This window comes from Aggregatibacter sp. oral taxon 458 str. W10330 (assembly GCF_000466335.1).
Classification (GTDB): Bacteria; Pseudomonadota; Gammaproteobacteria; order Enterobacterales; family Pasteurellaceae; genus Aggregatibacter.
In genome coordinates this window covers 33,190-58,652 of the sequence record NZ_KE952599.1, presented here as the reverse complement: position 1 = coordinate 58,652, position 25,463 = coordinate 33,190, and the positions used below count along the sequence as shown (strand labels likewise).

At 42.7% G+C, this 25,463-nt stretch carries 27 protein-coding genes, 2 pseudogenes and 1 other annotated feature; of the genes and pseudogenes, 20 read left to right on the top strand and 9 right to left on the bottom strand.

Going from position 1 to position 25,463, the window contains the following annotated elements:
- Positions 1 to 39: 39 nt before the first annotated feature.
- Positions 40 to 630, top strand: coding sequence for a sigma-70 family RNA polymerase sigma factor (locus HMPREF9065_RS07570; RefSeq protein WP_021615508.1), 591 nt, complete (start codon positions 40 to 42; stop codon positions 628 to 630).
- A complete protein-coding gene (locus HMPREF9065_RS07575) occupies positions 627 to 815 on the top strand; it encodes a zf-HC2 domain-containing protein (RefSeq protein ID WP_369751019.1) in 189 nt (62 codons plus the stop codon). The genes HMPREF9065_RS07570 and HMPREF9065_RS07575 overlap by 4 nt, the downstream gene beginning before the upstream one ends.
- Before the next feature lie 30 nt (positions 816 to 845).
- Here HMPREF9065_RS07575 and HMPREF9065_RS07580 read toward each other — a convergent pair whose 3' ends face one another.
- Both HMPREF9065_RS07580 and HMPREF9065_RS07585 read right to left on the bottom strand, forming a co-directional pair.
- The gene (locus tag HMPREF9065_RS07580) at positions 846 to 1,478 is read right to left on the bottom strand and encodes an HI_0552 family protein (RefSeq protein ID WP_021615506.1); all 633 of its coding nucleotides are present in this window, start codon (positions 1,476 to 1,478) and stop codon (positions 846 to 848) included.
- A gap of 2 nt (positions 1,479 to 1,480) precedes the next feature.
- Positions 1,481 to 2,098, bottom strand: coding sequence for a MarC family protein (locus HMPREF9065_RS07585; RefSeq protein ID WP_021615505.1), 618 nt, complete (start codon positions 2,096 to 2,098; stop codon positions 1,481 to 1,483).
- A 79-nt stretch (positions 2,099 to 2,177) separates the two neighbouring features.
- On the opposite strand from HMPREF9065_RS07585, the gene HMPREF9065_RS07590 reads away from it, so the two are divergent.
- Both HMPREF9065_RS07590 and recA read left to right on the top strand, forming a co-directional pair.
- The gene (locus HMPREF9065_RS07590; RefSeq protein WP_021615504.1) at positions 2,178 to 4,103 is read left to right on the top strand and encodes an ABC transporter ATP-binding protein; all 1,926 of its coding nucleotides are present in this window, start codon (positions 2,178 to 2,180) and stop codon (positions 4,101 to 4,103) included.
- A 130-nt stretch (positions 4,104 to 4,233) separates the two neighbouring features.
- On the top strand, positions 4,234 to 5,286 hold the full coding sequence (gene recA, locus HMPREF9065_RS07595; RefSeq protein ID WP_021615503.1) for a recombinase RecA: 1,053 nt from the start codon (positions 4,234 to 4,236) through the stop codon (positions 5,284 to 5,286).
- A gap of 68 nt (positions 5,287 to 5,354) precedes the next feature.
- Here the strand turns inward: recA and HMPREF9065_RS07600 are convergent, their stop codons facing one another.
- Positions 5,355 to 5,762: a MerR family transcriptional regulator gene (locus tag HMPREF9065_RS07600; RefSeq protein ID WP_021615502.1), complete on the bottom strand. Its 408-nt coding sequence runs from the start codon at positions 5,760 to 5,762 to the stop codon at positions 5,355 to 5,357.
- Positions 5,763 to 5,909: 147 nt separating this feature from the next.
- On the opposite strand from HMPREF9065_RS07600, the gene HMPREF9065_RS07605 reads away from it, so the two are divergent.
- The 6 genes and pseudogenes from HMPREF9065_RS07605 (at position 5,910) to recX (ending at position 9,358) form a co-directional block, all read left to right on the top strand.
- The gene (locus HMPREF9065_RS07605) at positions 5,910 to 7,019 is read left to right on the top strand and encodes an S-(hydroxymethyl)glutathione dehydrogenase/class III alcohol dehydrogenase (RefSeq protein WP_198009762.1); all 1,110 of its coding nucleotides are present in this window, start codon (positions 5,910 to 5,912) and stop codon (positions 7,017 to 7,019) included.
- Positions 7,020 to 7,027: 8 nt separating this feature from the next.
- The gene (gene fghA, locus HMPREF9065_RS07610; protein ID WP_021615500.1) at positions 7,028 to 7,855 is read left to right on the top strand and encodes an S-formylglutathione hydrolase; all 828 of its coding nucleotides are present in this window, start codon (positions 7,028 to 7,030) and stop codon (positions 7,853 to 7,855) included.
- A gap of 81 nt (positions 7,856 to 7,936) precedes the next feature.
- Positions 7,937 to 8,116 (top strand): hypothetical protein, encoded by a 180-nt coding sequence (locus HMPREF9065_RS10085; protein WP_156901092.1) that lies wholly within the window; start codon positions 7,937 to 7,939, stop codon positions 8,114 to 8,116.
- Between the two features lie 12 nt (positions 8,117 to 8,128).
- Positions 8,129 to 8,233 (top strand): annotated as a pseudogene (locus HMPREF9065_RS10470) (hypothetical protein); the annotation flags it as partial.
- Positions 8,234 to 8,272: 39 nt separating this feature from the next.
- A pseudogene (locus tag HMPREF9065_RS10465) lies at positions 8,273 to 8,789 on the top strand (ankyrin repeat domain-containing protein).
- 107 nt (positions 8,790 to 8,896) lie between these two features.
- Positions 8,897 to 9,358, top strand: a complete 462-nt coding sequence (gene recX / locus HMPREF9065_RS07615) for a recombination regulator RecX (RefSeq protein WP_033002411.1) — start codon at positions 8,897 to 8,899, stop codon at positions 9,356 to 9,358.
- Between the two features lie 64 nt (positions 9,359 to 9,422).
- On the opposite strand, the gene leuS is transcribed toward recX, so the two are convergent.
- A complete protein-coding gene (leuS, locus tag HMPREF9065_RS07620) occupies positions 9,423 to 12,011 on the bottom strand; it encodes a leucine--tRNA ligase (RefSeq protein WP_021615495.1) in 2,589 nt (862 codons plus the stop codon).
- Positions 12,012 to 12,189: 178 nt separating this feature from the next.
- Here leuS and glmU point away from each other — a divergent pair, with 178 nt between their 5' ends.
- From glmU to HMPREF9065_RS07650, 6 genes are all read left to right on the top strand, one after another.
- On the top strand, positions 12,190 to 13,557 hold the full coding sequence (gene glmU, locus HMPREF9065_RS07625; RefSeq protein ID WP_021615493.1) for a bifunctional UDP-N-acetylglucosamine diphosphorylase/glucosamine-1-phosphate N-acetyltransferase GlmU: 1,368 nt from the start codon (positions 12,190 to 12,192) through the stop codon (positions 13,555 to 13,557).
- Positions 13,558 to 13,827: 270 nt separating this feature from the next.
- On the top strand, positions 13,828 to 14,082 hold the full coding sequence (locus HMPREF9065_RS07630) for an FAD assembly factor SdhE (protein ID WP_021615492.1): 255 nt from the start codon (positions 13,828 to 13,830) through the stop codon (positions 14,080 to 14,082).
- A gap of 121 nt (positions 14,083 to 14,203) precedes the next feature.
- The gene (gene rpoE / locus HMPREF9065_RS07635) at positions 14,204 to 14,779 is read left to right on the top strand and encodes an RNA polymerase sigma factor RpoE (protein WP_021615491.1); all 576 of its coding nucleotides are present in this window, start codon (positions 14,204 to 14,206) and stop codon (positions 14,777 to 14,779) included.
- A 41-nt stretch (positions 14,780 to 14,820) separates the two neighbouring features.
- Positions 14,821 to 15,408, top strand: coding sequence for a sigma-E factor negative regulatory protein (locus HMPREF9065_RS07640; RefSeq protein WP_021615490.1), 588 nt, complete (start codon positions 14,821 to 14,823; stop codon positions 15,406 to 15,408).
- Positions 15,409 to 15,486: 78 nt separating this feature from the next.
- Entirely contained in the window at positions 15,487 to 16,446 is a 960-nt protein-coding gene (gene rseB / locus HMPREF9065_RS07645; RefSeq protein WP_021615489.1) for a sigma-E factor regulatory protein RseB, read from the top strand.
- An 11-nt stretch (positions 16,447 to 16,457) separates the two neighbouring features.
- On the top strand, positions 16,458 to 16,895 hold the full coding sequence (locus HMPREF9065_RS07650) for a SoxR reducing system RseC family protein (protein ID WP_021615488.1): 438 nt from the start codon (positions 16,458 to 16,460) through the stop codon (positions 16,893 to 16,895).
- Between the two features lie 61 nt (positions 16,896 to 16,956).
- Here HMPREF9065_RS07650 and HMPREF9065_RS07655 read toward each other — a convergent pair whose 3' ends face one another.
- Complete coding sequence (locus HMPREF9065_RS07655) at positions 16,957 to 18,012, bottom strand: AI-2E family transporter (RefSeq protein WP_021615487.1); 1,056 nt, start codon at positions 18,010 to 18,012, stop codon at positions 16,957 to 16,959.
- A gap of 74 nt (positions 18,013 to 18,086) precedes the next feature.
- Here HMPREF9065_RS07655 and arsC point away from each other — a divergent pair, with 74 nt between their 5' ends.
- Positions 18,087 to 18,440 carry an arsenate reductase (glutaredoxin) gene (arsC, locus tag HMPREF9065_RS07660; RefSeq protein ID WP_021615486.1) on the top strand — a complete coding sequence of 118 codons (354 nt, stop codon included), beginning with the start codon at positions 18,087 to 18,089 and terminating at the stop codon, positions 18,438 to 18,440.
- 164 nt (positions 18,441 to 18,604) lie between these two features.
- Here arsC and rpmA read toward each other — a convergent pair whose 3' ends face one another.
- Both rpmA and rplU read right to left on the bottom strand, forming a co-directional pair.
- On the bottom strand, positions 18,605 to 18,862 hold the full coding sequence (rpmA, locus tag HMPREF9065_RS07665; protein WP_005539872.1) for a 50S ribosomal protein L27: 258 nt from the start codon (positions 18,860 to 18,862) through the stop codon (positions 18,605 to 18,607).
- 20 nt (positions 18,863 to 18,882) lie between these two features.
- The gene (rplU, locus tag HMPREF9065_RS07670) at positions 18,883 to 19,194 is read right to left on the bottom strand and encodes a 50S ribosomal protein L21 (protein WP_005695431.1); all 312 of its coding nucleotides are present in this window, start codon (positions 19,192 to 19,194) and stop codon (positions 18,883 to 18,885) included.
- A 258-nt stretch (positions 19,195 to 19,452) separates the two neighbouring features.
- Between rplU and ispB the strand changes: the two genes are divergently transcribed.
- From ispB to miaB, 3 genes are all read left to right on the top strand, one after another.
- Positions 19,453 to 20,424 carry an octaprenyl diphosphate synthase gene (gene ispB / locus HMPREF9065_RS07675; protein WP_369751021.1) on the top strand — a complete coding sequence of 324 codons (972 nt, stop codon included), beginning with the start codon at positions 19,453 to 19,455 and terminating at the stop codon, positions 20,422 to 20,424.
- 1 nt (position 20,425) lies between these two features.
- Positions 20,426 to 21,154 (top strand): epoxyqueuosine reductase QueH, encoded by a 729-nt coding sequence (locus tag HMPREF9065_RS07680; RefSeq protein WP_021615484.1) that lies wholly within the window; start codon positions 20,426 to 20,428, stop codon positions 21,152 to 21,154.
- A 220-nt stretch (positions 21,155 to 21,374) separates the two neighbouring features.
- Positions 21,375 to 22,799 (top strand): tRNA (N6-isopentenyl adenosine(37)-C2)-methylthiotransferase MiaB, encoded by a 1,425-nt coding sequence (gene miaB, locus HMPREF9065_RS07685; RefSeq protein WP_021615482.1) that lies wholly within the window; start codon positions 21,375 to 21,377, stop codon positions 22,797 to 22,799.
- A gap of 55 nt (positions 22,800 to 22,854) precedes the next feature.
- Here the strand turns inward: miaB and priC are convergent, their stop codons facing one another.
- Both priC and HMPREF9065_RS07695 read right to left on the bottom strand, forming a co-directional pair.
- Positions 22,855 to 23,421 carry a primosomal replication protein PriC gene (gene priC, locus HMPREF9065_RS07690; protein ID WP_021615481.1) on the bottom strand — a complete coding sequence of 189 codons (567 nt, stop codon included), beginning with the start codon at positions 23,419 to 23,421 and terminating at the stop codon, positions 22,855 to 22,857.
- Positions 23,422 to 23,482: 61 nt separating this feature from the next.
- On the bottom strand, positions 23,483 to 24,832 hold the full coding sequence (locus tag HMPREF9065_RS07695; protein ID WP_021615480.1) for a Na+/H+ antiporter family protein: 1,350 nt from the start codon (positions 24,830 to 24,832) through the stop codon (positions 23,483 to 23,485).
- Positions 24,833 to 24,934: 102 nt separating this feature from the next.
- Positions 24,935 to 25,063, bottom strand: a sequence feature (His leader region).
- Positions 25,064 to 25,463 lie beyond the last annotated feature (400 nt).

Sequence of the window (25,463 nt, the reverse complement as noted above, 5' to 3'; positions counted from 1 at the left end):
GTGAGTACAGATAAAACGGATTTTCTTATGTCTTCAACGATGCCGTTGGCGTTTCAATCGATTTCATCTCAGCAAATACAAGCTATTCGGGAGCAAATGTTAAAATTTGCACTGCTGCAGTTGCGCGACAAGGATTTGGCGGAAGATGTGGTGCAGGAAGCTCTGGCAAAGGCGTATCAGCATGCGGCGTCATTTAAAGGGGCAGCTGCGTTAAAAACGTGGTTTTTTGCCATTTTGAAAAATCAGATTATTGATTTATTGAAGTATCGGCAGCGTGTGGTGACGGTTTCAGAGGTGAGCGATGACGATGATCCCAATGTGTTTTTTGATCAAGAAGGACACTGGGATCGTAGTCGATTTTTACCTTCTACGTGGGAAGAACCTCAAGAACAGGTATATAAAAAAGAGTTTTGGATTATTTTTGAAGCGTGCTTGGCTCATCTGCCGGCACAGCAAGCGCGTGTTTTTATGATGCGAGAATATTTTGATATGCAAAGTGAACAAATTTGCCAAGAATGTGATTTATCCACCTCTAATTTGCACGTGTTGCTATACCGCGCCCGCTTACAATTACAAGCGTGTTTGTCCCACCATTGGTTTGATCAAACGGATAATGCCGGAGAGAAATGATGAAATGTCGTCAAGTGACTCAATTAATTTCTAAGCATCAAGAAAACCCCTTGACCCTATTAGAACAAGGACAAGTTTATCTGCATTTGGCGATTTGTCCTTATTGCCGAGCGTTTCATAAAAATTGCCATAAAATGCATCAGTTAATGCGAACGTTTTCTGTGCAAGGAGAACGCCGAGACTAAATTTACCTCACGAGGTAGTGACCGTGTTTTCTATGCTGACTTGCGATGACAGGCTTCATAAAGCGGTAGGAGTTCGCGAATGCTCTTGACGATAAATTGTGTTGCATCCAGTGAATCCAATTCGGCTTTTTCTGCATTTCGCCCGATGCACCAAAAATCGTTGTCAGAACGCAACGTTAAATCAGCCGGCGAAAGCGTCTTGACTTGACGAAAATCATCGTATTCGCTTTCATCACCGCGCCAAATATCAAACTCCGCAAAGGTGGTAAAGTCCACATTTTCGAGCCATTGGTTATATTGTTGCACATTAATTTGTGAACGATCGGCGCGATAGCAGTGCCAATCTAAACTGACGGACAAACGGCGAGAGTTTAATAATACCGATAAAATCGCCGCGGAATTAAGATGATCTTCATACTTAAAATAAGCAAAAAAATGTCCGCGTACCTGCCACCCATTCGTCCAACTTTCAATATGCGGTTTAGCAAAAGGCGCACCGAGTTCTGTGGACGCTTGCAAAATGGTCGCTTTCCAGTTTTCCCAATGGGCTTTATAGTCAGCTTTAATGCGCGGAATCTCTTCCGGGCAAAATTTTTTCATTTGAGCAAATTGGAAAAAAGGAAGATTAAACAGCTCACAAGCACTGGCATTAATTAGGTTCATGTTTAACTCATTTGTGTAAAGAAATCGCGAATGCCCACCAACATATTGTTAATGGCAACGGCGGCTAAGATTAATCCCATGACGCGACTAATCACCGCTGCGCCGGTGTTACCAATCCAACGTTGAATGCGGTTGGCGGCAAGGAATAAAAGATAGGTAATCAACAACACAGAAAGCATGATTAAGGTTGTCATGGTTTGATCGAACAGGCTGAAACGATGGTTGTCGGTGAGCAATACAATCGCCATCATCGCACCGGGCGAGGCAATAGACGGCACGGCTAAAGGATACACGGCCAGTTCGTTGAGATTGGATGAAAGTTTAATTTCTTGTTCCGGTTTGCCTTCGCCGAAAATCATGGTCAAGGCGAACAGCAATAACACCAAACCGCCGGCAATTTGGAAGGCGGTGAGGGGAATTTGCATGGCTTCTAACAAGGCTTGTCCGGCGATGAGGAAGAAAATCAAAATACCGGCGGAAATCATCACGGCTTTACGTGCGATTTTTCGGCGATCTTCTACGGATAATCCAACGGTTTTGGTTAAATAGACAGGAATGGAGCCAATCGGGTCAATAACCGCCCATAGCACGACAAATTGAACGACGAGAGAATCAAACATTGGCAACTCCAATAAAAAAGTGGAAAATAACCTACGTATTTTATGAACTGATATCTTATATTAAATTCGTTATAAACCAATGCTTTTTTTCACAAATTTAACCTTAAAACGGGGCTTGACTACGCTCCTTGAAAACGCCAATGCCACCATTAATCCGGGTCAAAAAGTTGGTCTAGTCGGCAAAAACGGTTGTGGCAAATCCTCCTTATTTGCGTTGCTTAAAAATGAAATGAGCGCCGAAGGTGGCGAGGTGTCTTTCCCGTCAACCTGGGCGTTGGCATGGGTGAATCAAGAAACGCCCGCACTGGATTGCCGCGCCATTGATTATGTGATTCAGGGCGACCGTGAATACAGCCGTCTGCAACAGGCATTGCAACAAGCGAACGCGGAGAATGACGGCAATGCGATTGCCACGTTGCATAATCAACTTGATGCCATTGATGCTTGGACGATTGAAGCACGCGCCGGCGAATTATTGCATGGTTTGGGCTTTTCTCAGGCGGAATTGGAACAGCCGGTGAAGGCGTTTTCCGGTGGTTGGCGGATGCGGTTGAATTTGGCACAGGCACTGATTTGTCGCTCTGATTTATTATTGCTTGACGAACCGACCAACCACTTGGATTTGGACGCCGTGATTTGGTTGGAGCGTTGGTTAAAACAGTATCCGGGCACATTGATTTTAATCTCGCACGATCGCGACTTTTTAGACCCGATTGTCGGCAAAATTCTGCATATTGAACAACAAAAACTCAATGAATACACGGGCGATTATTCTTCCTTTGAATTGCAACGGGCAACCAAATTAGCGCAACAAAATGCCATGTATCGTCAACAACAACTGAAAATCGATCACTTGCAGCGTTATATCGACCGTTTCAAAGCCAAAGCCACCAAAGCCAAACAGGCGCAAAGCCGTATTAAGGCATTGGAACGCATGGAAAAAATTGCGCCGGCGTATGTGGATAATCCGTTTCATTTTGAATTTCGTGAACCGCTCTCCCTGCCAAGTCCTCTATTAATGATGGAAAACACTTCTGCCGGTTATGGTTCGGGTGAAAGTGCGGTGGAAATTTTAAGTAAAATTAAACTGAATTTGGTGCCCGGCTCGCGTATCGGGCTGCTCGGTAAAAATGGCGCAGGGAAATCCACCTTAATTAAATTATTGGCAGGCGAAATTGCGCCGACCGGCGGCACCATTCAATTAGCGAAAGGCGTGCAGTTAGGTTATTTTACACAACATCAATTAGATACGTTACGCGCGGATGAAAGCGCCTTGTGGCATTTGCAAAAAATTGCGCCTCAACAAACGGAGCAACAACTGCGCGATTATTTGGGTGGATTTGCTTTTCACGGCGACAAAGTGAATCAACCGGTAGCGTCTTTTTCCGGTGGCGAAAAAGCGCGTTTGGTGTTGGCACTTATTGTGTGGCAACGTCCTAATTTACTGTTGCTGGATGAACCGACCAACCACTTGGATTTGGATATGCGTCAGGCGCTGACCGAAGCGTTGGTGGATTATCAAGGTTCTTTGGTGTTGGTATCGCACGATCGCCATTTGTTGCGCAATACCGTGGATGAATTCTATTTGGTACATGACAAGCAAGTGGAAGAATTTAAAGGGGATTTGGCGGATTATCAGAAGTGGCTGAATGAGCAGAATGCACAACCAGCAGAGATAAAAGCACAAAATGAGCCGAGTGAAAATGAAAATTCTGCTGCCAACCGTAAAGAGCAAAAACGTAAAGAAGCGGAACTTCGCCAACAACTGGCACCATTACGTAAACAAGCAACGCAGCTGGAAAATCAAATGGAAAAATTAGGGACTAAGTTACAGCAGATTGAAACAGATTTGGCGGATCCGAGTTTGTACGATGTAGAAATGAAAGCAAAATTGACCGCACTTTTAGCCGAGCAGGTGCAGGTGAAAAAACAGCTGGAAGAGGTAGAAGTTGACTGGTTGGCACTCCAAGAAAGCATAGAGGACATCATGTCTCAAGCAGAATAAACGGCAAAATAATGCGGTTTTGGAAGCGGTGTCACATTATTTTTAAAAAGATCAAAATTTTACTTGATACTGTATATTGATACAGTTATTATAAGCGCAAATTTTGATAATGATTTTCCCGAGGTAAAAAATGGCAACTCAAGAAGAAAAACAAAAAGCGCTCGACGCCGCGTTAGGTCAAATCGAAAAACAATTTGGTAAAGGCGCCATCATGAAATTAGGCGACAGCCAAAAATTGGATATTGAAGCGATTTCCACCGGTTCCTTCGGTCTTGACTTAGCGTTAGGGATCGGCGGTTTGCCAATGGGACGTATCGTTGAAATTTTTGGCCCGGAATCTTCCGGTAAAACCACCTTGACGCTTTCTGTGATTGCTGAAGCGCAAAAGGCGGGCAAAACCTGTGCCTTTATCGATGCGGAACATGCCTTAGATCCAATTTATGCCTCTAAACTGGGCGTGGATGTGAAAGAGTTGTTGGTTTCTCAACCGGATAATGGTGAGCAAGCGTTAGAAATCTGTGATGCCTTAGTGCGTTCCGGAGCCGTGGATGTGATTATTGTTGACTCCGTTGCAGCTTTAACGCCGAAAGCGGAAATTGAAGGCGACATGGGCGATTCTCATGTGGGCTTGCAAGCGCGTCTCATGTCTCAAGCGTTGCGTAAATTGACCGGACAAATTAAAAATGCCAACTGCTTGGTGATTTTCATCAACCAAATTCGTATGAAGATCGGCGTGATGTTTGGTAACCCGGAAACCACCACCGGTGGTAATGCGTTGAAATTCTATGCCTCTGTGCGTTTGGATATTCGCCGTGTCGGCTCAATCAAAGAAGGCGATGAGGTGATTGGTAACGAAACCCGCGTGAAAGTGGTGAAAAACAAAGTCGCACCGCCATTCCGTCAAGTGGACTTCCAAATTCTGTACGGTGAAGGCATTTCTAAAGAAAGCGAATTGATTGATCTTGGCGTAAAACACAAGCTCATCAGCAAAGCCGGCGCATGGTATGCTTATGAAAACGAGAAAATCGGTCAGGGTAAAACCAATGCGATGAAATGGTTAAAAGAGAATCCGGAGCAAGCGAAATTAATTGAAAGCACCTTGCGTGATGAATTGTTAGCGCATCCGGAAACAGCCATTACCGCCGACGTTGAAGACGAAGTAGCTGAATCTGATTTCGAATAAAATAAGTAATAGGTAAAGTGCGGACAAAAAAATGATCTGCACCCTAAAAGTTGGAGTAAGCCCCTAACTTAGGCTATTTCAGGAATCTGCGGCAAATTTACAGCTTCCACTGAGCCTAATGCTTTGGCTTTTTGGTAAAACGCTAACTTGTATTCCAGTAAGTTTAAATAGCGTTTTAATTCAGCAATTTGGCACTTCACATTTTCCGTTTGGCTTTCAAATAATGCAAGACGTTCGTCAATGGTATCGTCGCCAATAGTGGTACATTCAGCGAAGCGTTTGATGTCTTTTAGGCTCATGCCTGTATTTTTCAAACATTGTAATAAACTCAACCATTGTAAGTCGTTATCTGTAAAACGGCGATTACCGTGTTCATCGCGCCCAACGTTAGGCAATAAGCCCTCTTTGTCGTAAAAGCGTAAGGTGTGGGGAGAGATACCGATTTTTTCGGCAGCTTTAGCGGTGGTGTAAGTCATTTTCCTTCCTTCCAAATAAAAAGTTGCAAAAACGCTTGCCTTAGAGTGGGCTCTAAAGTGTAAACTGTTGCTATCTTGCTTAGGCAAGGCAACTTTGTCAATGAATTAAGAGGAAAAACAATGGAAATTAAACAAATCAATTTAACGATCAAATCTCGTGCGGCGGTAGCATTTGCCCCAAATCAACCTTTACAAATTGTGGAAATCGACGTAGAAATGCCACGCAAAGGCGAAGTGTTAATCCGCAACACTCACACGGGCGTGTGCCATACTGATGCATTTACGTTATCAGGAAGCGATCCTGAAGGCGTATTCCCAGTCGTGCTTGGACACGAAGGTGCAGGTGTGGTCGTTGCTGTAGGAGAAGGCGTATTAAGTGTAAAACCAGGTGATCACGTGATTCCGCTTTACACCGCAGAATGTGGCGAATGTGAGTTTTGTCGTTCAGGTAAAACCAACTTATGCGTCTCAGTGCGTGATACACAAGGTAAAGGTTTAATGCCGGACGGCACGACGCGTTTTTCTTATCAAGGTCAGCCGATCTATCACTATATGGGCTGTTCAACCTTCAGTGAATACTCAGTTGTTGCAGAAGTTTCACTGGCGAAAATCAACCCAGAAGCGAACCACGAACAGGTGTGTTTACTTGGCTGTGGTGTTACCACTGGTATTGGTGCGGTGCATAATACAGCAAAAGTACAAGAAGGCGACTCTGTTGCAGTGTTTGGCTTAGGGGCGATTGGTTTAGCTGTGGTGCAAGGTGCACGTCAAGCCAAAGCCGGTCGCATTATCGCCATTGATACCAATCCTTCAAAATTCGAGTTGGCAAAACAGTTCGGTGCAACGGATTGTTTAAATCCGAACGATTACGATAAACCGATTAAAGATGTGTTGTTAGACATCAACAAGTGGGGCATTGACCACACCTTTGAATGTATCGGCAACGTAAACGTAATGCGTCAAGCATTAGAAAGTGCACACCGTGGTTGGGGGCAATCCATTATCATCGGCGTAGCGGGTGCAGGACAAGAAATTTCAACTCGTCCGTTCCAGTTGGTCACTGGTCGTGTTTGGAAAGGCTCCGCATTTGGTGGCGTGAAAGGTCGTTCTGAACTGCCGAAAATGGTGGAAGATTCAATGAAAGGTGACATTCAGTTAGAACCGTTTGTGACTCACACAATGACACTCGATCAAATCAATGAAGCCTTTGAGTTAATGCATGAAGGTAAATCGATCCGCACAGTTATTCATTACTAAGGTACGCAATGAAACTGATTGAACAACATCAAATTTTTGGCGGTTCGCAACAAGTTTGGGCACATGATGCCCAAACGCTTCAATGCGAAATGAAATTTGCCGTCTATTTGCCAAATAATCCGGAGAATCGACCGCTTGGTGTGATTTATTGGCTTTCCGGCTTGACTTGTACTGAACAAAATTTCATTACCAAATCAGGCTTTCAGTGTTATGCAGCAGAACATCAAGTGATTGTGGTTGCCCCAGATACTAGCCCGCGTGGAGAGCAAGTGCCGAACGATGCAGCTTACGATTTAGGGCAAGGTGCGGGCTTTTATGTTAATGCGACCGAGCAGCCTTGGGCGACGAATTATCAGATGTATGATTATATCTTGAATGAATTGCCAGGTATGATTGAAGCAAATTTCCCTACCAATGGCAAACGTTCCATTATGGGACATTCAATGGGTGGACACGGCGCATTGGTATTAGCATTGCGAAACCAAGAACGTTATCAAAGTGTTTCTGCCTTTTCGCCTATTTTATCGCCAAGCCTTGTGCCTTGGGGAGAAAAAGCCTTTACTACTTATTTAGGGAAAGATCGTGAAAAATGGCAGCAATATGATGCCAGCTCGCTTATTCAACAAGGCTATAAAGTGCAAGGTATGCGTATTGATCAGGGCTTAGAAGATGAATTTTTGCCAACACAATTACGTACCGAAGATTTTATCGAAACCTGTCGTGTGGCAAATCAGCCGATCGATGTACGCTTCCACAGAGGCTACGATCATAGCTATTACTTCATCGCCAGTTTTATTGGTGAGCATATTGCCTATCATGCGGCATTTTTGAAGTAAGCCAAGGAAGTGATTCGTGAATCGATCAAACGTTGGAACGAACGTTAATTTTTCATGTTAATGAATTAAAAAGGCATCAGATTGATGCCTTTTGTTTTTATTCACTATAAGAAAAATATTCTTTCACAATATGAGCAGGTTTCAGATAATGTATTTCTTTATAAAGAAACAGGTAAAATAGTGAATGCTCCGTTTGATATAGAGCATATTCCTGGATGGGAGCATAGACGATTATCTCTTGCAGCTAAAGAATTAAATTAGAGTCAAAAACAATTTAATGATTATGTAAATGCAAGACCTAATAAATTTAGGTTAGAAAATATGTCTGGAAATCGGAGTCATAGAAATGAGATGCCTGGTAAAGATGATATTGAATGAATTGTTCGCGATATGAAAAACTTTGAAAGAGGAAAATAAATGAATAATAAGTTAGAGATGGGCATAAAAATTTTAGATGCAATGGATTCTGGTGATTTACTTTATTGGAAGTGCTTTCCCAAAATAGGGAAAGGAATATCATGGAAGTAACTCCTGTAGAGCATTGGAATTGGTTGCATAAAGCCTTATTAGGATTTGAATCAAATAAACCATCCTCTGATGTTATTAATTATCTAATTAATAAGGGTATAGATATTAATGCTCAGGATATATACGGAATGACTCCTTTGCATTACGAAGTAAAAATGCTGAGGCAGCGATAGCGTTGCTCAAAGCAGGAGCAAATCCTAATTTACCTAACCAAGATGGTTTAATCCCTTTATCTATGATTGGATATATCCCAGAGAGATTGGATGTTTTAGAGCTTATGCTTCAAAAAGGGGCAAATGTGCGTTACTTAGTAAATGAGGATGAAACCATTCTTGAAAGTTATAAACCTACAGCTAATGAGCCTCAATTAAAACCAATTTATGAATTAATGAAAAAGTATTCGTAGAATTTAATGTTTGAAAGCGCAGTTGATTTTCAAAGAGTTTTAAAACTTCTCAAAAATGACCGCACTTTTTCTATCTGTTTTTTAACCATAATCACAAGTAACACAATATGTCCTCCTTTGCCCTCAATTATGTGATGAATTTACTTTCTCGCCGTGAATACAGCGAATTTGAACTGCGTTGCAAAATGCAGGAAAAAGCCTTTTCCGAGGAAGAAATTGACCAAGCCATTGCCCATTGCCAGCAAAAAAATTGGCAAAGTGATCAGCGTTTTACTGAAAGTTATTTGAACAGTCGTTCTCAACGAGGCTATGGCATCAATCGAATCAAACAAGAATTGCGTCAATTAAAAGGGATTGAAAGCGCAACCATTGAAGCGGTTGTCCGTGAATGCGATATTGATTGGTCGGCATTGGCGTTAAATGTGTTACGCAAAAAGTTTCCTGATTATAAGGAAAAGCAACCGCCGAAAATGCGCCAAAAAATTTGGCAATACATGCTGTCACATGGGTTTCATCAAGAGGATTTTGCGGATTATGTGGGCAGTGGTGAGTGTGAGGACGAGTTTTGATCTCGAAAAATAACAAGGAAAATGACCGCACTTTGCGTTAAGTGCGGTCATTTTTTTGATTAGATTACTGCGGTTTCACCACAACATTAAGCAACTTGCCGGCAACATAAATCACCTTAACGATTTGCGTTCCGTCGGTAAAACGTTTGACGTTTTCATCGGCAAAGGCGATCGCTTTCACACTTTCTTCGTCTGCATCTGCAGCGACAGTGACTTTACCACGCACTTTTCCGTTCACTTGAACCACAATCAATTTTTCATCTTCAATCATTGCCTCAGGATCCGCTTCCACCCAAGGGGCAAAGTCGATAATGTCTTGATTGCCCAGTTCTTTCCATAAACGGAAACAAATGTGTGGTGTAATTGGATAAAGCATACGCACGACTGCGCTCAAGGCTTCTGCCATCACCGCACGATCTTGCTCATCATCCAACGGCGCACGGGTGAGTTTATTCATTAATTCCATGATTGCCGCAATCGCTGTATTGAACGTTTGACGACGACCAATGTCATCGCTTACTTTCGCAATGGTTTTGTGGACATCACGACGTAACGCTTTTTGAGTGCTAGAAAGTGCGGTCGGATTGACGGCTGTTTTTGTTAGATTTTTGCTGTATTCAAACACCAAATTCCATACACGCGCTAAGAAACGTTTCGCGCCTTCAACACCGGATTCTTGCCATTCCAAGGTCATTTCTGCAGGAGAGGCAAACATCATGAACAAGCGCACAGTGTCTGCGCCGTATTTTTCCACCATTTCTTGCGGGTCAATACCGTTATTTTTGGATTTCGACATTTTCGTCATACCGGCGTGCACCAACTCATGACCTTCATCATCCACCGCTTTCACGATACGACCTTTGTCGTCACGCTCTAAAGTCACTTTGGTTGGCGAAACCCAGATACGTTCATTGGTCGGACTGGTGTAATAGAACGCGTCCGCTAACACCATGCCTTGGCATAACAATTTATTCGCCGGTTCATCACTGGTGACAAAGCCTGCATCACGCAATAATTTATGGAAGAAGCGGAAATACAATAAATGCATAGTCGCATGCTCAATACCGCCGATATACTGATCCACCGGCAACCAGTAGTTCGCCTCTTCGCTATTTAACATGCCTTGTTGATATTGTGGACAAGTGTAGCGGGCGTAATACCACGAGGATTCCATAAACGTATCGAAAGTATCGGTTTCTTTTAATGCCGGTTTGCCTTGATAGGTGGTTTTCGCCCATTCCGGATCCGCTTTAATTGGGCTGTTTACGCCATCCATGACCACATCTTCCGGCAGAATAATTGGCAAATCTTCCATCGGTGCCGGCACCACATCGCCATTTTCCAAGGTCAACATCGGAATCGGCGCGCCCCAATAACGTTGACGAGAAACGCCCCAGTCGCGTAAACGATAATTTACTTGGCGTTTGCCTACGCCTAATTGTTCTAATTTATCGGCAATACCGTTGAACGCCGATTCAAAGGTTAAACCATCAAACTCACCGGAATGAATCAGTTTGCCGTGTTCGGTAAAGGCTTGTTTGGTTAAATCGATTTCTTCGCCGTTCATCGGTTCGATGACTTGCTTAATCGGTAAATGGTATTTTTGGGCAAATTCAAAATCGCGTTGATCATGCGCCGGCACGGCCATGACTGCACCGGTACCATAGTACATTAACACAAAGTTTGCCACCCACACAGGTACTTGTTCACCGGTTAACGGATGTACTGCATACAAACCGGTCGCCATGCCTTTTTTCTCCATGGTGGCAATGTCTGCTTCCGCGACTTTCGTGTTTTTCGCTTCTTGAATGAACTGTGCCAATTCAGGATGATTTTTTGCCGCCAGTGTCGCCAATGGATGGGCGGCAGCCACCGCCACATAACTCACGCCGTAGAACGTATCCGGACGAGTCGTGTAAACCGCTAATTTCTCATTGGTGTCTTTAATATCAAAAGTGATCTCCACCCCTTCAGAACGACCAATCCAGTTACGTTGCATAGTTTTCACTTGATCCGGCCACTGCGGAAGCTGATCTAACCCGCCCAATAATTGTTCTGCATAGTCTGTGATTTTAATAAACCATTGTGGAATTTCTTTTTGTTCTACCGGTGTATCACAGCGCCAGCAACACCCTTCATGCACTTGTTCATTCGCCAAGACGGTTTTATCGTTCGGACACCAGTTCACGGTAGAGGTTTTTTTATACACCAAGCCTTTTTTATAAAGCTCCGTGAAAAACCATTGTTCCCATTTGTAATAATCCGGTTTACAGGTCGCAATTTCACGATCCCAGTCGAAACCAAAGCCTAAAAGTTGAAGTTGTTTCTTCATGTAAGCAATGTTTTCGTATGTCCACTTGGCCGGTGCGGTGTTGTTTTTCACTGCCGCGCCTTCCGCCGGCAACCCGAAAGCATCCCAACCGAACGGTTGCAACACATTTTTTCCTTTCATGCGTTGATAACGGGAAACCACATCACCGATGGTGTAATTACGCACATGTCCCATGTGCAAACGGCCTGATGGATAAGGGAACATGGAAAGACAATAGTATTTTTCTTTATTGTTATCTTGGACAGCTTTAAAAGTTTTATTGTCCTGCCAGAATTTTTGCACTTCCGGTTCAAGTAAATCAGGACGATATTGTTCTTGCATAAAAAATCACCTTAAAAATAGACCGCACTTTGGCGGGTTTTAACTGAGAAAATACGGCATAGAATAGCGTAAAATGGGGAAAAATAACAGGAAGACGTGCGGTGTTTTTTATTCTTTTACAAAATGCCAAGAGTGATATACTAGCGCACAATTTTTAGCGAACAAAAGAGACATTTTTATGACAACTCAAGCACTCAGCGTCGTCATTTTGGCGGCCGGCAAAGGCACCCGCATGTATTCCGATTTACCCAAAGTCTTACATCCGATTGCGGGCAAACCGATGGTAAAACACGTTATCGATACGGCGAAACAACTTGGCGCGCGCAATATTCATTTGGTTTACGGACACGGTGGCGATTTGATGCAACAACGCTTAGCCAACGAACCTGTCAACTGGGTTTTGCAAACAGAACAGCTCGGCACAGGCCATGCCATGCAACAGGCCGCACCGTTTTTTGCGGATGATGAAAATATTTTGATGGTGTATGGCGATGGACCGATGATCACGCCTGAAACCTTGCAAAAGTTGATTAATGCCAAGCCTGAAAATGGCGTTGCTGTTTTAACGGTGGTATTGGATAACCCAACAGGATATGGCCGAATTTTACGTGAAAACGGTAAAGTCGTTGGGATTGTGGAGCAAAAAGATGCCTCACCGGAACAACGGGAGATTCGTGAGATCAATACAGGGGTTTTAGTTGCTGATGGCGCAAGTTTTAAGAAATGGCTTGCTCAGTTAGACAATAATAATGCGCAAGGCGAGTATTACATTACGGATGTCATTGGGCTAGCAAATCGTGATGGGCGTGCTGTTGTTGCAGTACAAGCTGAGGATTTTATGGAAGTTGAAGGTATTAATAACCGTCAACAATTAGCGCGCATGGAGCGTTATTTTCAGCGTAAACAAGCGGATAAACTGATGTTGGCAGGCGTAATGTTGTTAGATCCTGAGCGTTTTGATTTGCGTGGCAACTTGACTCACGGCAAAGATGTTGAAATTGATGTTAACGTGATTTTAAACGGCGAAGTGCGGTTGGGAAATCGGGTGAAAATCGGTGCCGGTTGTGTGCTGACAAACTGTGACATCGGCGATGATGTAGAAATTAAACCGTATTCCGTACTGGAAGATGCTACCGTGGGTGCCAATGCGGCTATCGGCCCATTCTCCCGCTTGCGTCCGGGCGCAGAACTGGCAGAAAACACCCATGTCGGCAACTTTGTGGAAATTAAAAAAGCACAAATCGGCAAGGGATCCAAAGTGAACCACTTAACCTATGTGGGCGATGCGGAAATTGGCCAAAATTGTAATATCGGCGCGGGCGTGATTACCTGTAACTATGACGGAGCCAATAAATTTAAAACCACTATCGGCGATAACGTCTTTGTCGGCTCCGATAGCCAACTTATTGCGCCGGTGACGATTGAAAGCGGTGCGACGATTGGTGCCGGTTCCACCATTCGTTACGATGTTAAACGCGACGAACTGGTCACCACCCGTGTGCCACAAAAACACGTACAAGACTGGGAACGACCGAAGAAAAAATAGCTCGAATAAATTGAACAATTCAAAGAGCAACGCAGTTAGGCTGTGTTGCTCTTTTTTATGGTATTTGAGGAATAAAGTGCGGTGGTTTTTTTATATTTTTTGAGCGACTTCAAATCTCTATCTATTCATCACTATAATTATGTATGCATTCAAGTTAAACTAAAGGAATAGCGTTAAAATACGGTGTGGAAATGCGCCGGATTTGATTTCAGAGAATAGGCACTTTCTATCCACTTCGGAAAAGGCCAATGTATTTGATTGGAGAATAACATGAAAAACTACGATCCGTTACGTATTGAATGGGATTGTCGGCGTGGGATGCTGGAGTTGGATAAGGTCATCATGCCGTTTTATAAACAGCATTTTGAGCAGTTAAGCGAGCATAAAAAAGCCATTTTTGTTCGCTTGTTGGCTTGTAGCGATTTGCAGTTGTTTTCTTGGTTCTTTAATCATGGCGAAATTGCAGATCCGCAATTGGCTGACATGGTGCAGGAAATTCAACAAAAGCTCAATCTAACACATTGATTTGTATTGTTTTATTCATTTTTATAAAAGAACTGAACTTTTTTTTATTCATTTCGTCTAATTTGCTGTAAGCTTGCTGGCTTTGAAATTAAAGTTTGTGAGACGTAATATTTGAGGTGATATGGCTGAACAGCTAACAGATCAAGCTTTGGTAGAAAGGGTGCAGCAGGGAGATAAGAAAGCTTTCAATTTGTTGGTATCGCGTTATCAAAATAGAGTCGCCGGATTGTTAACGCGGTATGTTTCACCGAATGATATTCCCGATGTTGTACAAGAATCATTTATAAAAGCCTACCGTTCTATCGGTGCTTTTCGTGGTGATAGTGCTTTTTATACTTGGCTATATAGAATCGCAGTAAATACTGCAAAAAATTATTTAACGGCACAGGGTCGCCGTCCTCCAAATGAAGATATTTTGGCTGAAGAGGCAGAGTCTTACGATGTCGGATCGAATTTACGGGATGTGGCAACACCTGAAAACGAAATGTTATCTAACGAATTAAAGAAAATTGTGTTTGATACCATTAAAGGCTTACAAGAAGATTTACGCACAGCAATTACTTTGCGCGAAATTGAAGGATTGAGTTACGAAGAAATTGCGGAAATTATGGAATGTCCGGTGGGGACGGTCAGATCACGAATTTTTAGAGCACGTGAAATTATTGAAAGCAAGGTCAAACCGCTTTTACAACGTTAATTGAAAATTAAGAATACCACTACGGTGAGTCGGAGTAAAAAATGCAAAAAGAATTACTTTCAGCATATATGGACGGTGAGCAAGTGAATCCTACGTTCACCGAACAATTATGCCAAGATGCGGAATTGCAGGAAAGTTGGGAAGATTTTCACACCATTCGTTCTATTATGCGTCAAGAATCGAATGTTGTATTAGGCGCTGATTTCACCGCCAAAATGGAAAGCTTAATTGCAACAGAAGAGATTCAAGTGCCTAACGCAATGACGTCTCAACCGTTGCCACAGGAAGTGGAAAATACGCCGTTCATGCAAAAATTGAAAGCGTGGTTTATGCCGATAACACAGGTTGCCGTTGCAGCAAGCGTGTGTTTGGTAGCCGTATTAGGCGTGCAGTCTTTTAATGCGAAATCTACCGTTCAAAGTGCGGTGGATGCGCCAGTATTACAGACCCTGCCTTTTAACAATGGTGTGCAAGAAGTGAGTTACAATGCGCCAAGCAAAGATGTGATGACAGCTGAGCAGCTTGAGCAAAAAAATAAGCGTATTGGTGCGATGTTGCAAAGTTATGAACTACAACGCCGGGTTTATGCGGATTCCATCAATTTGGGACAAAACCGCAACAATAAATAATCCTGTGTTTCGGGATGACCATTTTATAAGAATTCACCACCATTTTTGGTGGTGAATTTGTTTATTAGGAATTTGATCATGTTAAAAACATTTTTAAAAACCACCGCACTTTTTTTCTTACTCAGTACTTCATTTTCTTCTGTCGGTGCCGAAACGCTTTCGGCGAAACAGTTGTTGCAGGAAATGAAGAAAGCCGCCGATCAGCTCAATTATGAGTTTTCTTTTGTGCAAACCACGCCGTCCAATATGGATTCGTTGCGTTATCGTCATTTTAAAGTGAACGGCAAAACATTTGCGCAATTAGTGACACTTGATGGCGCTCAACAAGAAATTATTCAACGCGATAAATTAATTAGCTATTTCCAGCCAAACTATCAACCCTTTAGCATTAACAGTGAAGGAATTACCGATAATTTGCCGCCACTCATTCGTGCGAATTTTGATACCTTGGAGCAATACTATGATTTTGTGAATATCGGGCGTAATCGAGTAGCGGATCATGTGGTGCAAACCATTCGAATTTTGCCGAAAGACGATTTTCGTTATCAATATGTTGCTTTTATTGATGAAGAGAATAACTTGTTGTTGCGCAGCGATATGTTGGATCGCGATGGCAATTTATTGGATCAATTCCGTGTCGTTAATGTGTATGTGGGAAATGGAATTTCAGGCTTAGTGGATTATTTCAATCAAGTGGCTTTCCCTCCGTTATTAATGGATAAAAATGCCAATCAAACGCCAAACTTTACTTGGGCGCCGGGTTGGTTGCCACAAGGTTTTAAAGCAGTAAATCGTAGTATTGAACGTGATAGCAATGATAAAATTGAATCACAACTTTATAGCGATGGACTTTTTTCTTTTACGCTATATGTATCTGACAAAATGACTGAAAATACACAGCCGGATAATACTTGGCGACAAGGCGCATACACGATTTATAACGAAACCGTGGGCAATAAAGAGGTAACAATTATTGGGCAATTACCGATTTCTACGGCAAAACGTATTGTGCAAGACATTCAATTTAACAAAAACTAAATAGGCTTATTATGTTGACAGAAAGTGCGGTCGTGATTGAATACGAATCCGGCAAGGCGAAAGTCAAATGCCAATCACAAAGCGCGTGTGGCAGTTGTGCGGCAAAATCCGCTTGTGGAAATTCCGCATTATCGGAATTAACCGGTAGCGGTGCGCGTGGTGAGCATATCTTCACCGTTGAAACCATTACCCCGTTAAAAGTTGGGCAGAGGGTGGAGATTGGTTTGTCTGAACATTCCTTGATCAAATCGGCGTTACTGATGTATTGCGTTCCGTTGTTCACCTTATTATTCAGCACACTGTTGTTTGATTCGTTGTTGAGTCACGAGCTTGTCAGCGTATTTTTTATTTTTATTTCCACCGCACTTTCCTTCCTTGGTGTGCGCTGGTATGCCCAAAAACTGAACCGTAAATCGGCTTACCAACCGGTGTTATTACGCGTACTTTAATGTAAATGACGCTCTATTTTATCGCATTATTTCGTCTCTAGAGGATGGCTTTGGGCCTTCCTTATGTTTCATTGGAAGGCCAAGCATTGACGACGGCTTTCACTAACGTCGCCAATGGAATGGCGAAAAATACCCCCCAGAATCCCCACAAGCCGCCAAAAATAAGCACCGCAATAATGATAATCAGCGGATGTAAATTCACGGCTTCCGAAAAAAGAAAAGGCACAAGTAGGTTACCGTCTAAGAGCTGGGTGATGATAAATGTGATCACGATGTACCAAAACGTATGGGTATCACCGAACTGAAAAATCGCAACCAGCACGACAGGAATGGTCACTAACACCGCACCGATATAAGGCACTAATACGGAAAGTCCGACCGCTACGGCTAATAATAATGGGTAATTTAAGCCGAAAATGAGAAAGGTGGCGTAGGTGATAATGGTGACCACCAAAATTTCCATTAATTTTCCACGAATATAATTGGCGATTTGTTGTTGCATTTCTAACCAAACCACAGAGGCTAATGTTCGGTTACGCGGTAGAAAACGGCTGACGCCGGCAATTAATTGTTCTTTATCTTTCAGCAAGAAAAAAATCATGAGTGGCACAAGAAAAGAATAAATCCCCAATGTCACCAAGTTCATGATCGAGGAAAGAGAGAGTTTTAAGGCAGATTCGCCTAAACCGAGAATTTTAGTACGCACGGAACTGAAAATAGAATCAACCATTTGATAGTCAATTAATTCTGGGTAGTGTTCCGGCAAGGAGAGTAGCCATTCATTAAATTTATTGAACATATGTGGTAAATCGCCTAATAATCCCGCCATTTGCCCCCATAGATTAGGGATTAAAACGACAACAATTAAGAAAACTAAGCCGATAAATCCACCTAAAATAATGGTGCTAGCGAGTAGTCTTGGACATTTTAAGCGCGTATTTAACCAACGAACGGGCCATTCTAAAAGATAAGCAAGCACAATGGCAACGAGCAAGGGTGCAATCAAATCACTCAAAAAATAGATTAAGATAAAGCCAAACAACAAAATGGCAAATAATCCCATCGCTTGCGGATCGCTGAAACGACGAACGTACCACGTTTTTAACATTTCAATCATAATAAATACCTCTGTAAAACGGGTACGATTATAAGTTAAAATTTAAGCGAATCACATATACAGAAGGAATTTCCATGTCACTTATTCTTTTTCATAACCCTCGTTGTTCAAAAAGCCGTGAAACGTTAGCTTTATTAGAACAGCATCATATTCATCCTAAAATTGAGCTTTATTTGCAAAACACCTATACGCCAACTGAATTACAACATCTTGCAGATAAACTAGGCATCAGCGATATTCGACAAATGATGCGAACAAAAGATGCGTTATATGGTGAACTGGGTCTGGATAACCCGAATTTGAGTCAGGAGGCGCTTTTGCAAGCGATTAGTCAACATTCCTCACTTTTAGAACGTCCTATTCTTATTAACGGCGATAAAGCCAAAATAGGGCGCCCGCCGGAAAGTGTATTGGCTATTTTAGATTAGAAAAAATGCAATTATTTTCGACCGCACTTTGAAGATCGTGATGAAGCAACTGCTTTCAGCGTAAAAACTGATTGAAGTGTAAATTGGATGAGGATTTGATGATTGAAATAACCTAAAAAAATACCCTGCTTTTGCAGGGTATTTATTTTGTTCTCTGTGTAAAATTATTCAGTAACGATACTTACGTATTTACGGCTTTTCTCGCCTTTTACTTCAAATTTTACTTTACCATCGGCTGTCGCGAATAAGGTGTGGTCACGTCCCATTCCAACGTTGTTGCCTGCGTGGAATTTAGTACCACGTTGACGAACGATGATGCTACCTGCTAATACAGATTCGCCACCGAAACGTTTAACACCAAGACGTTTAGCTTCAGAATCACGACCGTTACGAGTTGAACCACCAGCTTTTTTAGTTGCCATCTACTTGATCTCCTCTGAAATTATGCTTGAATCCCAGTGATTTTCACTTCTGTGAACCACTGACGATGACCTTGTTGTTTACGGCTGTGTTTACGACGACGGAACTTAACGATTTTTACTTTATCGCCACGACCTTGCGCAACTACTTCAGCCACTACTTTTGCACCAGCAACGACTGGGGCACCGATTTTAACATCTTCACCATTAACGACCATCAACACTGAATCGAACTCAACTGTTGCGCCAGTTGCAAGTTCAAGTTTTTCTAAACGAACGACTTGACCTTCGCTTACTCGGTGTTGTTTACCGCCACTTTGGAAAACTGCGTACATAAATACTCCGCTATAAATTGTGCTCTAATGTTGTTTCATTTCGCACATAAAATTCATATAAATAGGGCGCAAATTCTACGTAAAAATTTGCCTTATGGCAAGGACTTCTTTAAAAGAAAATAAAAAATCCCACAAATTCCCCGGAACGATTTCAGAAAGCCTAAAAAATCAGGTAAAATCGACCGCACTTTATGCCTCAGTTTTAACGTAACCGGCCCTATTTAGTTCAAATTAACCAAAATGAAGACAACAAACTTAATGGATATGAATGCGATCCAGGCGTTAAGCCAAGCGGATATGCAAAAAGTGAACGAATCGATTTTAGCCCAGCTGAACTCAGATGTGGTGCTGATTAATCAATTGGGATTCTATATCGTACAAGGCGGTGGCAAGCGTATTCGTCCGTTAATTGCCGTGCTGGCGGCAAGATCCTTGGGTTTTGAAGGGGCAAAAGCCATTACCTGTGCCACCTTTGTCGAATTTATTCACACGGCGTCTTTGTTGCATGATGATGTCGTCGATGAATCGGATATGCGTCGTGGACGCGCTACGGCGAATGCGGAGTTTGGTAATGCCGCAAGCGTCTTGGTGGGCGATTTCATTTATACCCGTGCGTTCCAATTAGTTGCTCAGCTGGAATCGTTAAAAATTTTGCGCATTATGGCGGACGCCACCAATGTGTTGGCAGAAGGCGAAGTACAACAATTAATGAATGTGAATGATCCGCAAACCAGTGAAGAAAATTATATGCGGGTAATTTACAGCAAAACCGCTCGTTTATTTGAGGTGGCGGCGCAAGCGGCCGCAATCATTGCCGGCGGCAGTGAAGCGCAGGAGCAGGCGTTGCAAAGTTATGGTCGTTATCTCGGCACGGCATTCCAGTTGGTGGATGATGTGCTAGATTACAGCGCGAGTGCCAAGGCCTTAGGGAAAAATGTGGGCGATGATTTAGCTGAAGGCAAACCGACACTTCCTTTATTACACGCGATGCACCACGGCAATGAGCAACAAGCCGCATTAATTCGTGAGGCCATTGAGCAAGGCGGAAAACGCGAGGCCATTGATGAGGTGTTAGCCATTATGGCTGAGCATAAATCCCTTGATTACGCGATGGATCGCGCTAAACAAGAAGTGCAAAAAGCGGTTGATGCGATTCAAATTTTGCCGGAAAGCGAATATAAACAAGCGTTGATTTCCTTGGCATATTTATCGGTAGATAGAAGCTATTAAGATGACAGAACAACAATCTCAAAGTGCGGTCGGTTTTCAACATAAAACGCGCAAACAAAAACCGCGCAAAGATCCGAATGCGCCGTTTATTCGTGAAAAACTGGAATTGCCAAATGGGCATAATAAACTGCTTTTGCATTCCTGCTGTGCCCCTTGCTCTGGTGAGGTGATGGAAGCTATTTTGGCGTCCGGTATTGAATTTACGATTTATTTCTACAACCCGAATATTCACCCGTTAAAAGAATATTTAATTCGCAAAGAAGAAAATATTCGTTTTGCGCAAAAATTTGGTATCCCGTTTATTGATGCCGACTACGATCGTCAAGAATGGTTTGATCGTGCTAAAGGCATGGAATGGGAGCCGGAACGTGGCATTCGTTGCACCATGTGTTTCGATATGCGTTTTGAAAAAGCCGCTGAATATGCTCATGAACACGGTTTCCCTGTGTTCACCAGTTGCCTTGGCATTTCCCGCTGGAAAGACATGGAGCAAATTAACGGTTGCGGTCATCGTGCAGCAGAAAAATATGACGATGTGATTTATTGGGATTATAACTGGCGTAAAGAAGGTGGCTCACAACGGATGATTGAAATAAGTAAACGCGAGCGTTTTTATCAGCAAGAATATTGCGGTTGCGTTTATTCTTTGCGTGATAGTAATAAATGGCGCGAACAAACCGGCCGTCAAAAGATTGAAATTGGTAAACTTTATTACTCACCGAATCAGTAAGTCATTCCATGTATTGATTCATGGCAGATAAATTTCAGGCGAAGCTTGCTTTTCTAGGGTGTTTATCTGCCTTTCCTTTTTTCTCTACAACCGTTATTTTTTTCTACCTCCAACAGGTAAAAATCTCCGAAAAATCTGCTTTTTTGCTAGCGGGAAAAAGCGCAACTCGGTAGAATAGCCAGTCAATTTTTATGAACCATTAGAGTAAATTTTAGCCAGTATGACGCAAAAACTACATATTAAAACTTGGGGCTGCCAGATGAATGAGTACGATTCATCTAAAATGGCCGATTTATTACACAGCACACACGGTTTGGAACTTACCGAGGTGCCGGAAGAAGCGGATGTTTTATTATTAAATACCTGTTCCATTCGTGAAAAAGCACAGGAAAAAGTCTTTCATCAATTAGGTCGTTGGAAAGAATTAAAGAAAAATAACCCGAATTTATTGATTGGCGTGGGCGGTTGTGTGGCATCGCAAGAAGGTGAACACATTCGCACCCGAGCGCCTTATGTGGACATTGTTTTCGGGCCGCAAACGTTGCATCGTTTGCCTGAAATGATTAATCAAATTCGCGGTGGGAAAAGTTCCGTTGTAGATATTAGTTTCCCGGAAATTGAAAAATTTGACTGTCTGCCGGAGCCTCGTGCAGAGGGACCAACCGCATTCGTTTCTATTATGGAAGGCTGTAATAAATATTGTACTTATTGTGTGGTGCCTTATACCCGTGGTGAGGAAGTCAGTCGTCCGGTGGATGATATTTTATTTGAAATTGCGCAGTTAGCCGCACAGGGCGTACGTGAAGTGAATTTGCTTGGTCAAAACGTGAATGCTTATCGTGGTCCGACGTTTGACGGTGAAATTTGTACCTTTGCGGAATTATTGCGTTTAGTCGCTGCTATTGACGGTATTGACCGTTTACGTTTTACCACGAGTCATCCGATCGAATTCACCGACGATATTATCGACGTGTATCGTGATACACCGGAGCTCGTGAGTTTCCTTCATTTGCCGGTGCAATCCGGTTCAGATCGCGTTTTAACCATGATGAAACGCGGACATACAGCGCTTGAATACAAATCCATTATTCGCAAACTAAAAGCAGTACGTCCGAATATTCAAATCAGTTCTGACTTCATTGTGGGCTTCCCGGGGGAAACCAATGAAGATTTCGAGCAGACCATGAATTTGATCGCCCAAGTGAACTTCGACATGAGTTTTAGCTTCATTTATTCTGCCCGACCAGGTACACCGGCGGCAGATTATCCTGACGATGTCACCGAAGACGAGAAAAAACAACGTTTATATTTGTTGCAACAACGTATCAATAACCAAGCGGCACAATTCAGCCGTGCGATGTTAGGCACGGAGCAACGTGTATTAGTGGAAGGTCCGTCCAAGAAAGATATTATGGAATTAACCGGTCGTACGGAAACCAACCGTATTGTGAATTTCCAAGGTACGCCGGAAATGATTGGGAAATTTGTCGATATTAAAATCACCGATGTATTCACAAACTCCTTACGTGGTGACGTGGTACGCACTGAAGATCAAATGGGCTTGCGTGTGTTGCAATCGCCACAAATGGTAATTAACCGCACCCGTAAAGAAGATGAACTGGGTGTGGGTCGTTACACCGGCTAATGCATCTTATGAAAATGAAAAAACCTCGCGATTTTGGCGAGGTTTTTTATTGCGACTATTTTTGCTTTTCGAGGAAAATTAAATATTCCTCTAACATTTCGATGGCTTCCAAGCAACGGGCGCGACGTTGTTCTAGTTGTTCCAGTTTTAATCGGTTAAATGGAAGTCCCTCTCTCTGCGCTTCACTTAAACTGTCTTGCTCGTGCTGAATTTTCTCATTAAAAGACGCTAAATATTCATAATATTTTGCCAAGCGCTCGCGCGGTGGCAGGCTGTGTACGGGATGTTGACGTTTATTTTGCGGTTTATTTTCTTCTTTATCTTTAACGGGAAAGAGTTGCGCATTTTGCTGTTGACGCGTTAAGGCATCCGAAAGTGCGGTGCATTGTGCGGATAGTTTTTGCGTGTAAAACTGCCATGCTTCAATGTTATTGCTTTCAATCTGTTCAAGCTGCATAAGAGAGTGTTCGATCTGCGCAAAATAAAATGCCGTCTTTTGCCAATTTTCCGTAAACAGATTGGGTGAAAATTTGGTGTAAACAATCTCTTCTTTTTGCGTGGTGTAACGCGCGAAGAAATCCTGGAGACTTTGTTTTAGGCGTTGAGTGGAAATGTTGTTCATAGACATAAAAAAGCAAAAGTGCGGTAGAAAATTTACGTGTTTTTCCGACCGCACTTTAGGTTTAGAGAGTCATTGCTGCAAGCCAGCCAAAGGCTAACAACGGAATGTTATAGTGAATGAAGGTAGGTACAACAGAATCCCAAATATGGTCGTGTTTACCGTCCATATTCAAACCGGATGTCGGCCCTAAGGTTGAGTCAGACGCCGGTGAGCCCGCATCACCTAATGCTGCCGCAACGCCCACGATAGACACGGTGGCAAGTGGGGAGAAGCCGAAAGACAAACAAAGCGGTACATAAATCGAGGTGATGATTGGCACCGTAGAGAAGGAAGACCCGATCCCCATGGTGATCAACAAGCCGACGAATAACATTAAGAACGCGGCAAGTCCTTTACTTTGTAACCCTTGCCCTAAGGTTTGTACTAAGTCTGTTACGCCACTGGTGGTGTTAATCACATTGGCGAAACCGGAGGCAGCGATCATCACGAAACCGATCATGGCCATTAAGCGTAAGCCTTGTTGAAAAATGTCGTTACTTTCTTTGAGCTTAAAGATACCGAACACGGCAAAAATGACTAAACCGACTAAACCACCGATGATAGTAGAGCTTGTGACTAATTGTGTGGTGAAGGTAGCCACAATTGCAACAAGGCTTGCGGTGATTTGTTTTGGTGTAATGTTAGCAATGTGTTGCTCAATGTCTTGCGTTGTTGGTTCTGCTGTGGTGACGGCATATTCACGTGGTTTGCGATAAGTGATAAATACCGCAGTCAATAAACCTAAAATCATCCCGGTAACCGGAATCATCATAGCGAGGGAGACTTCACCTACCGTTGTTTGTAAGCCCAATGAGGCACCGACATTATTAATATTTTTCACCAAAACGCTTTCGATAAAGATTTTACCGAAACCCACAGGTAATAACATATAGGTGGCGGTTAAACCGAAAGTGAGGACGCAAGCCACGGCACGACGGTCAATTTTCAGTTTGTTGAACACAGCAAGTAGTGGTGGAACAACAATTGGAATAAACGCAATGTGCACCGGTAACAAGTTTTGTGAGGAAATCGAGAACAAGACCAAAATCCCTAATAAGGCATATTTGAACATGGCAATCCCGTTGGCAGATGGGGTTTTGTTCATGCGGGTAATGACTTTATAGGCGAGCAAATCGGTGATGCCTGATTTGGAGATGGCAATGGCAAAGGCACCGAGCATAGCATAGTTCATTGCCACTTCAGCACCACCGCCGAGTCCGCCGGTAAAGGCTTCAATGGTTTTTGTTAGGCCTAAATCGCCGATTAAACCTGCGGTGAGGGCAGAAATAACCAAGGCAACGACCACGTTAATTCGTAGCAAGCTGAGAATCAGCAAGACTGCGATGGAAATAACAACTGGATTGGTTAGCATTTTTTTGTCCTTATGATTAAGTTATTGATAATGTACTAGAGAAATAAAATTTGTCTAATAAAATCATCGGCTAATTTCTGAGGAATTTATTTTTACGGTAAAAAAACAAACCCCTCGAAAGTCAACTTCCGAGGGGTTTTAAAGGATAGCATTTTATTCGTGCCTGCTCGGAAGTTATCTTCCAAGCACACCAAATACCTGAAAGATCATTCAGTTACGTGGTGATGATGGTGACGACGAATAAAGCGCATTTTGGAATCTCCTATGTGAACTACTTTTTAAGCTACTTCAAAAAAAATTTTACTGCAAGTGTTTTTTCAAAAAAATGTGAAGTGCGGTCGATATTCTTGATGTTTTTTATGTTTCGAAGAAAACATACGGGAATTTGCCTCAGTTTGTTTTAGGATTTTCGCCGATATGCAATAAACGCATACGAAACCTATTTAATTGAAAAAACAAGGTAAAATCTCACCGCACTTTTTAGAATCGTAGCGTGCAACTTGTTGCACGAATAAAAACGCTCGTGAGGAAAATTATTCGTGGCACGCTACGCACGAAATCATGAATGTCCGAAAGGGTTAAATGACGTTCCGTGTATGGTTTGGTCGTGCATCAAGATGCACGCTACAAT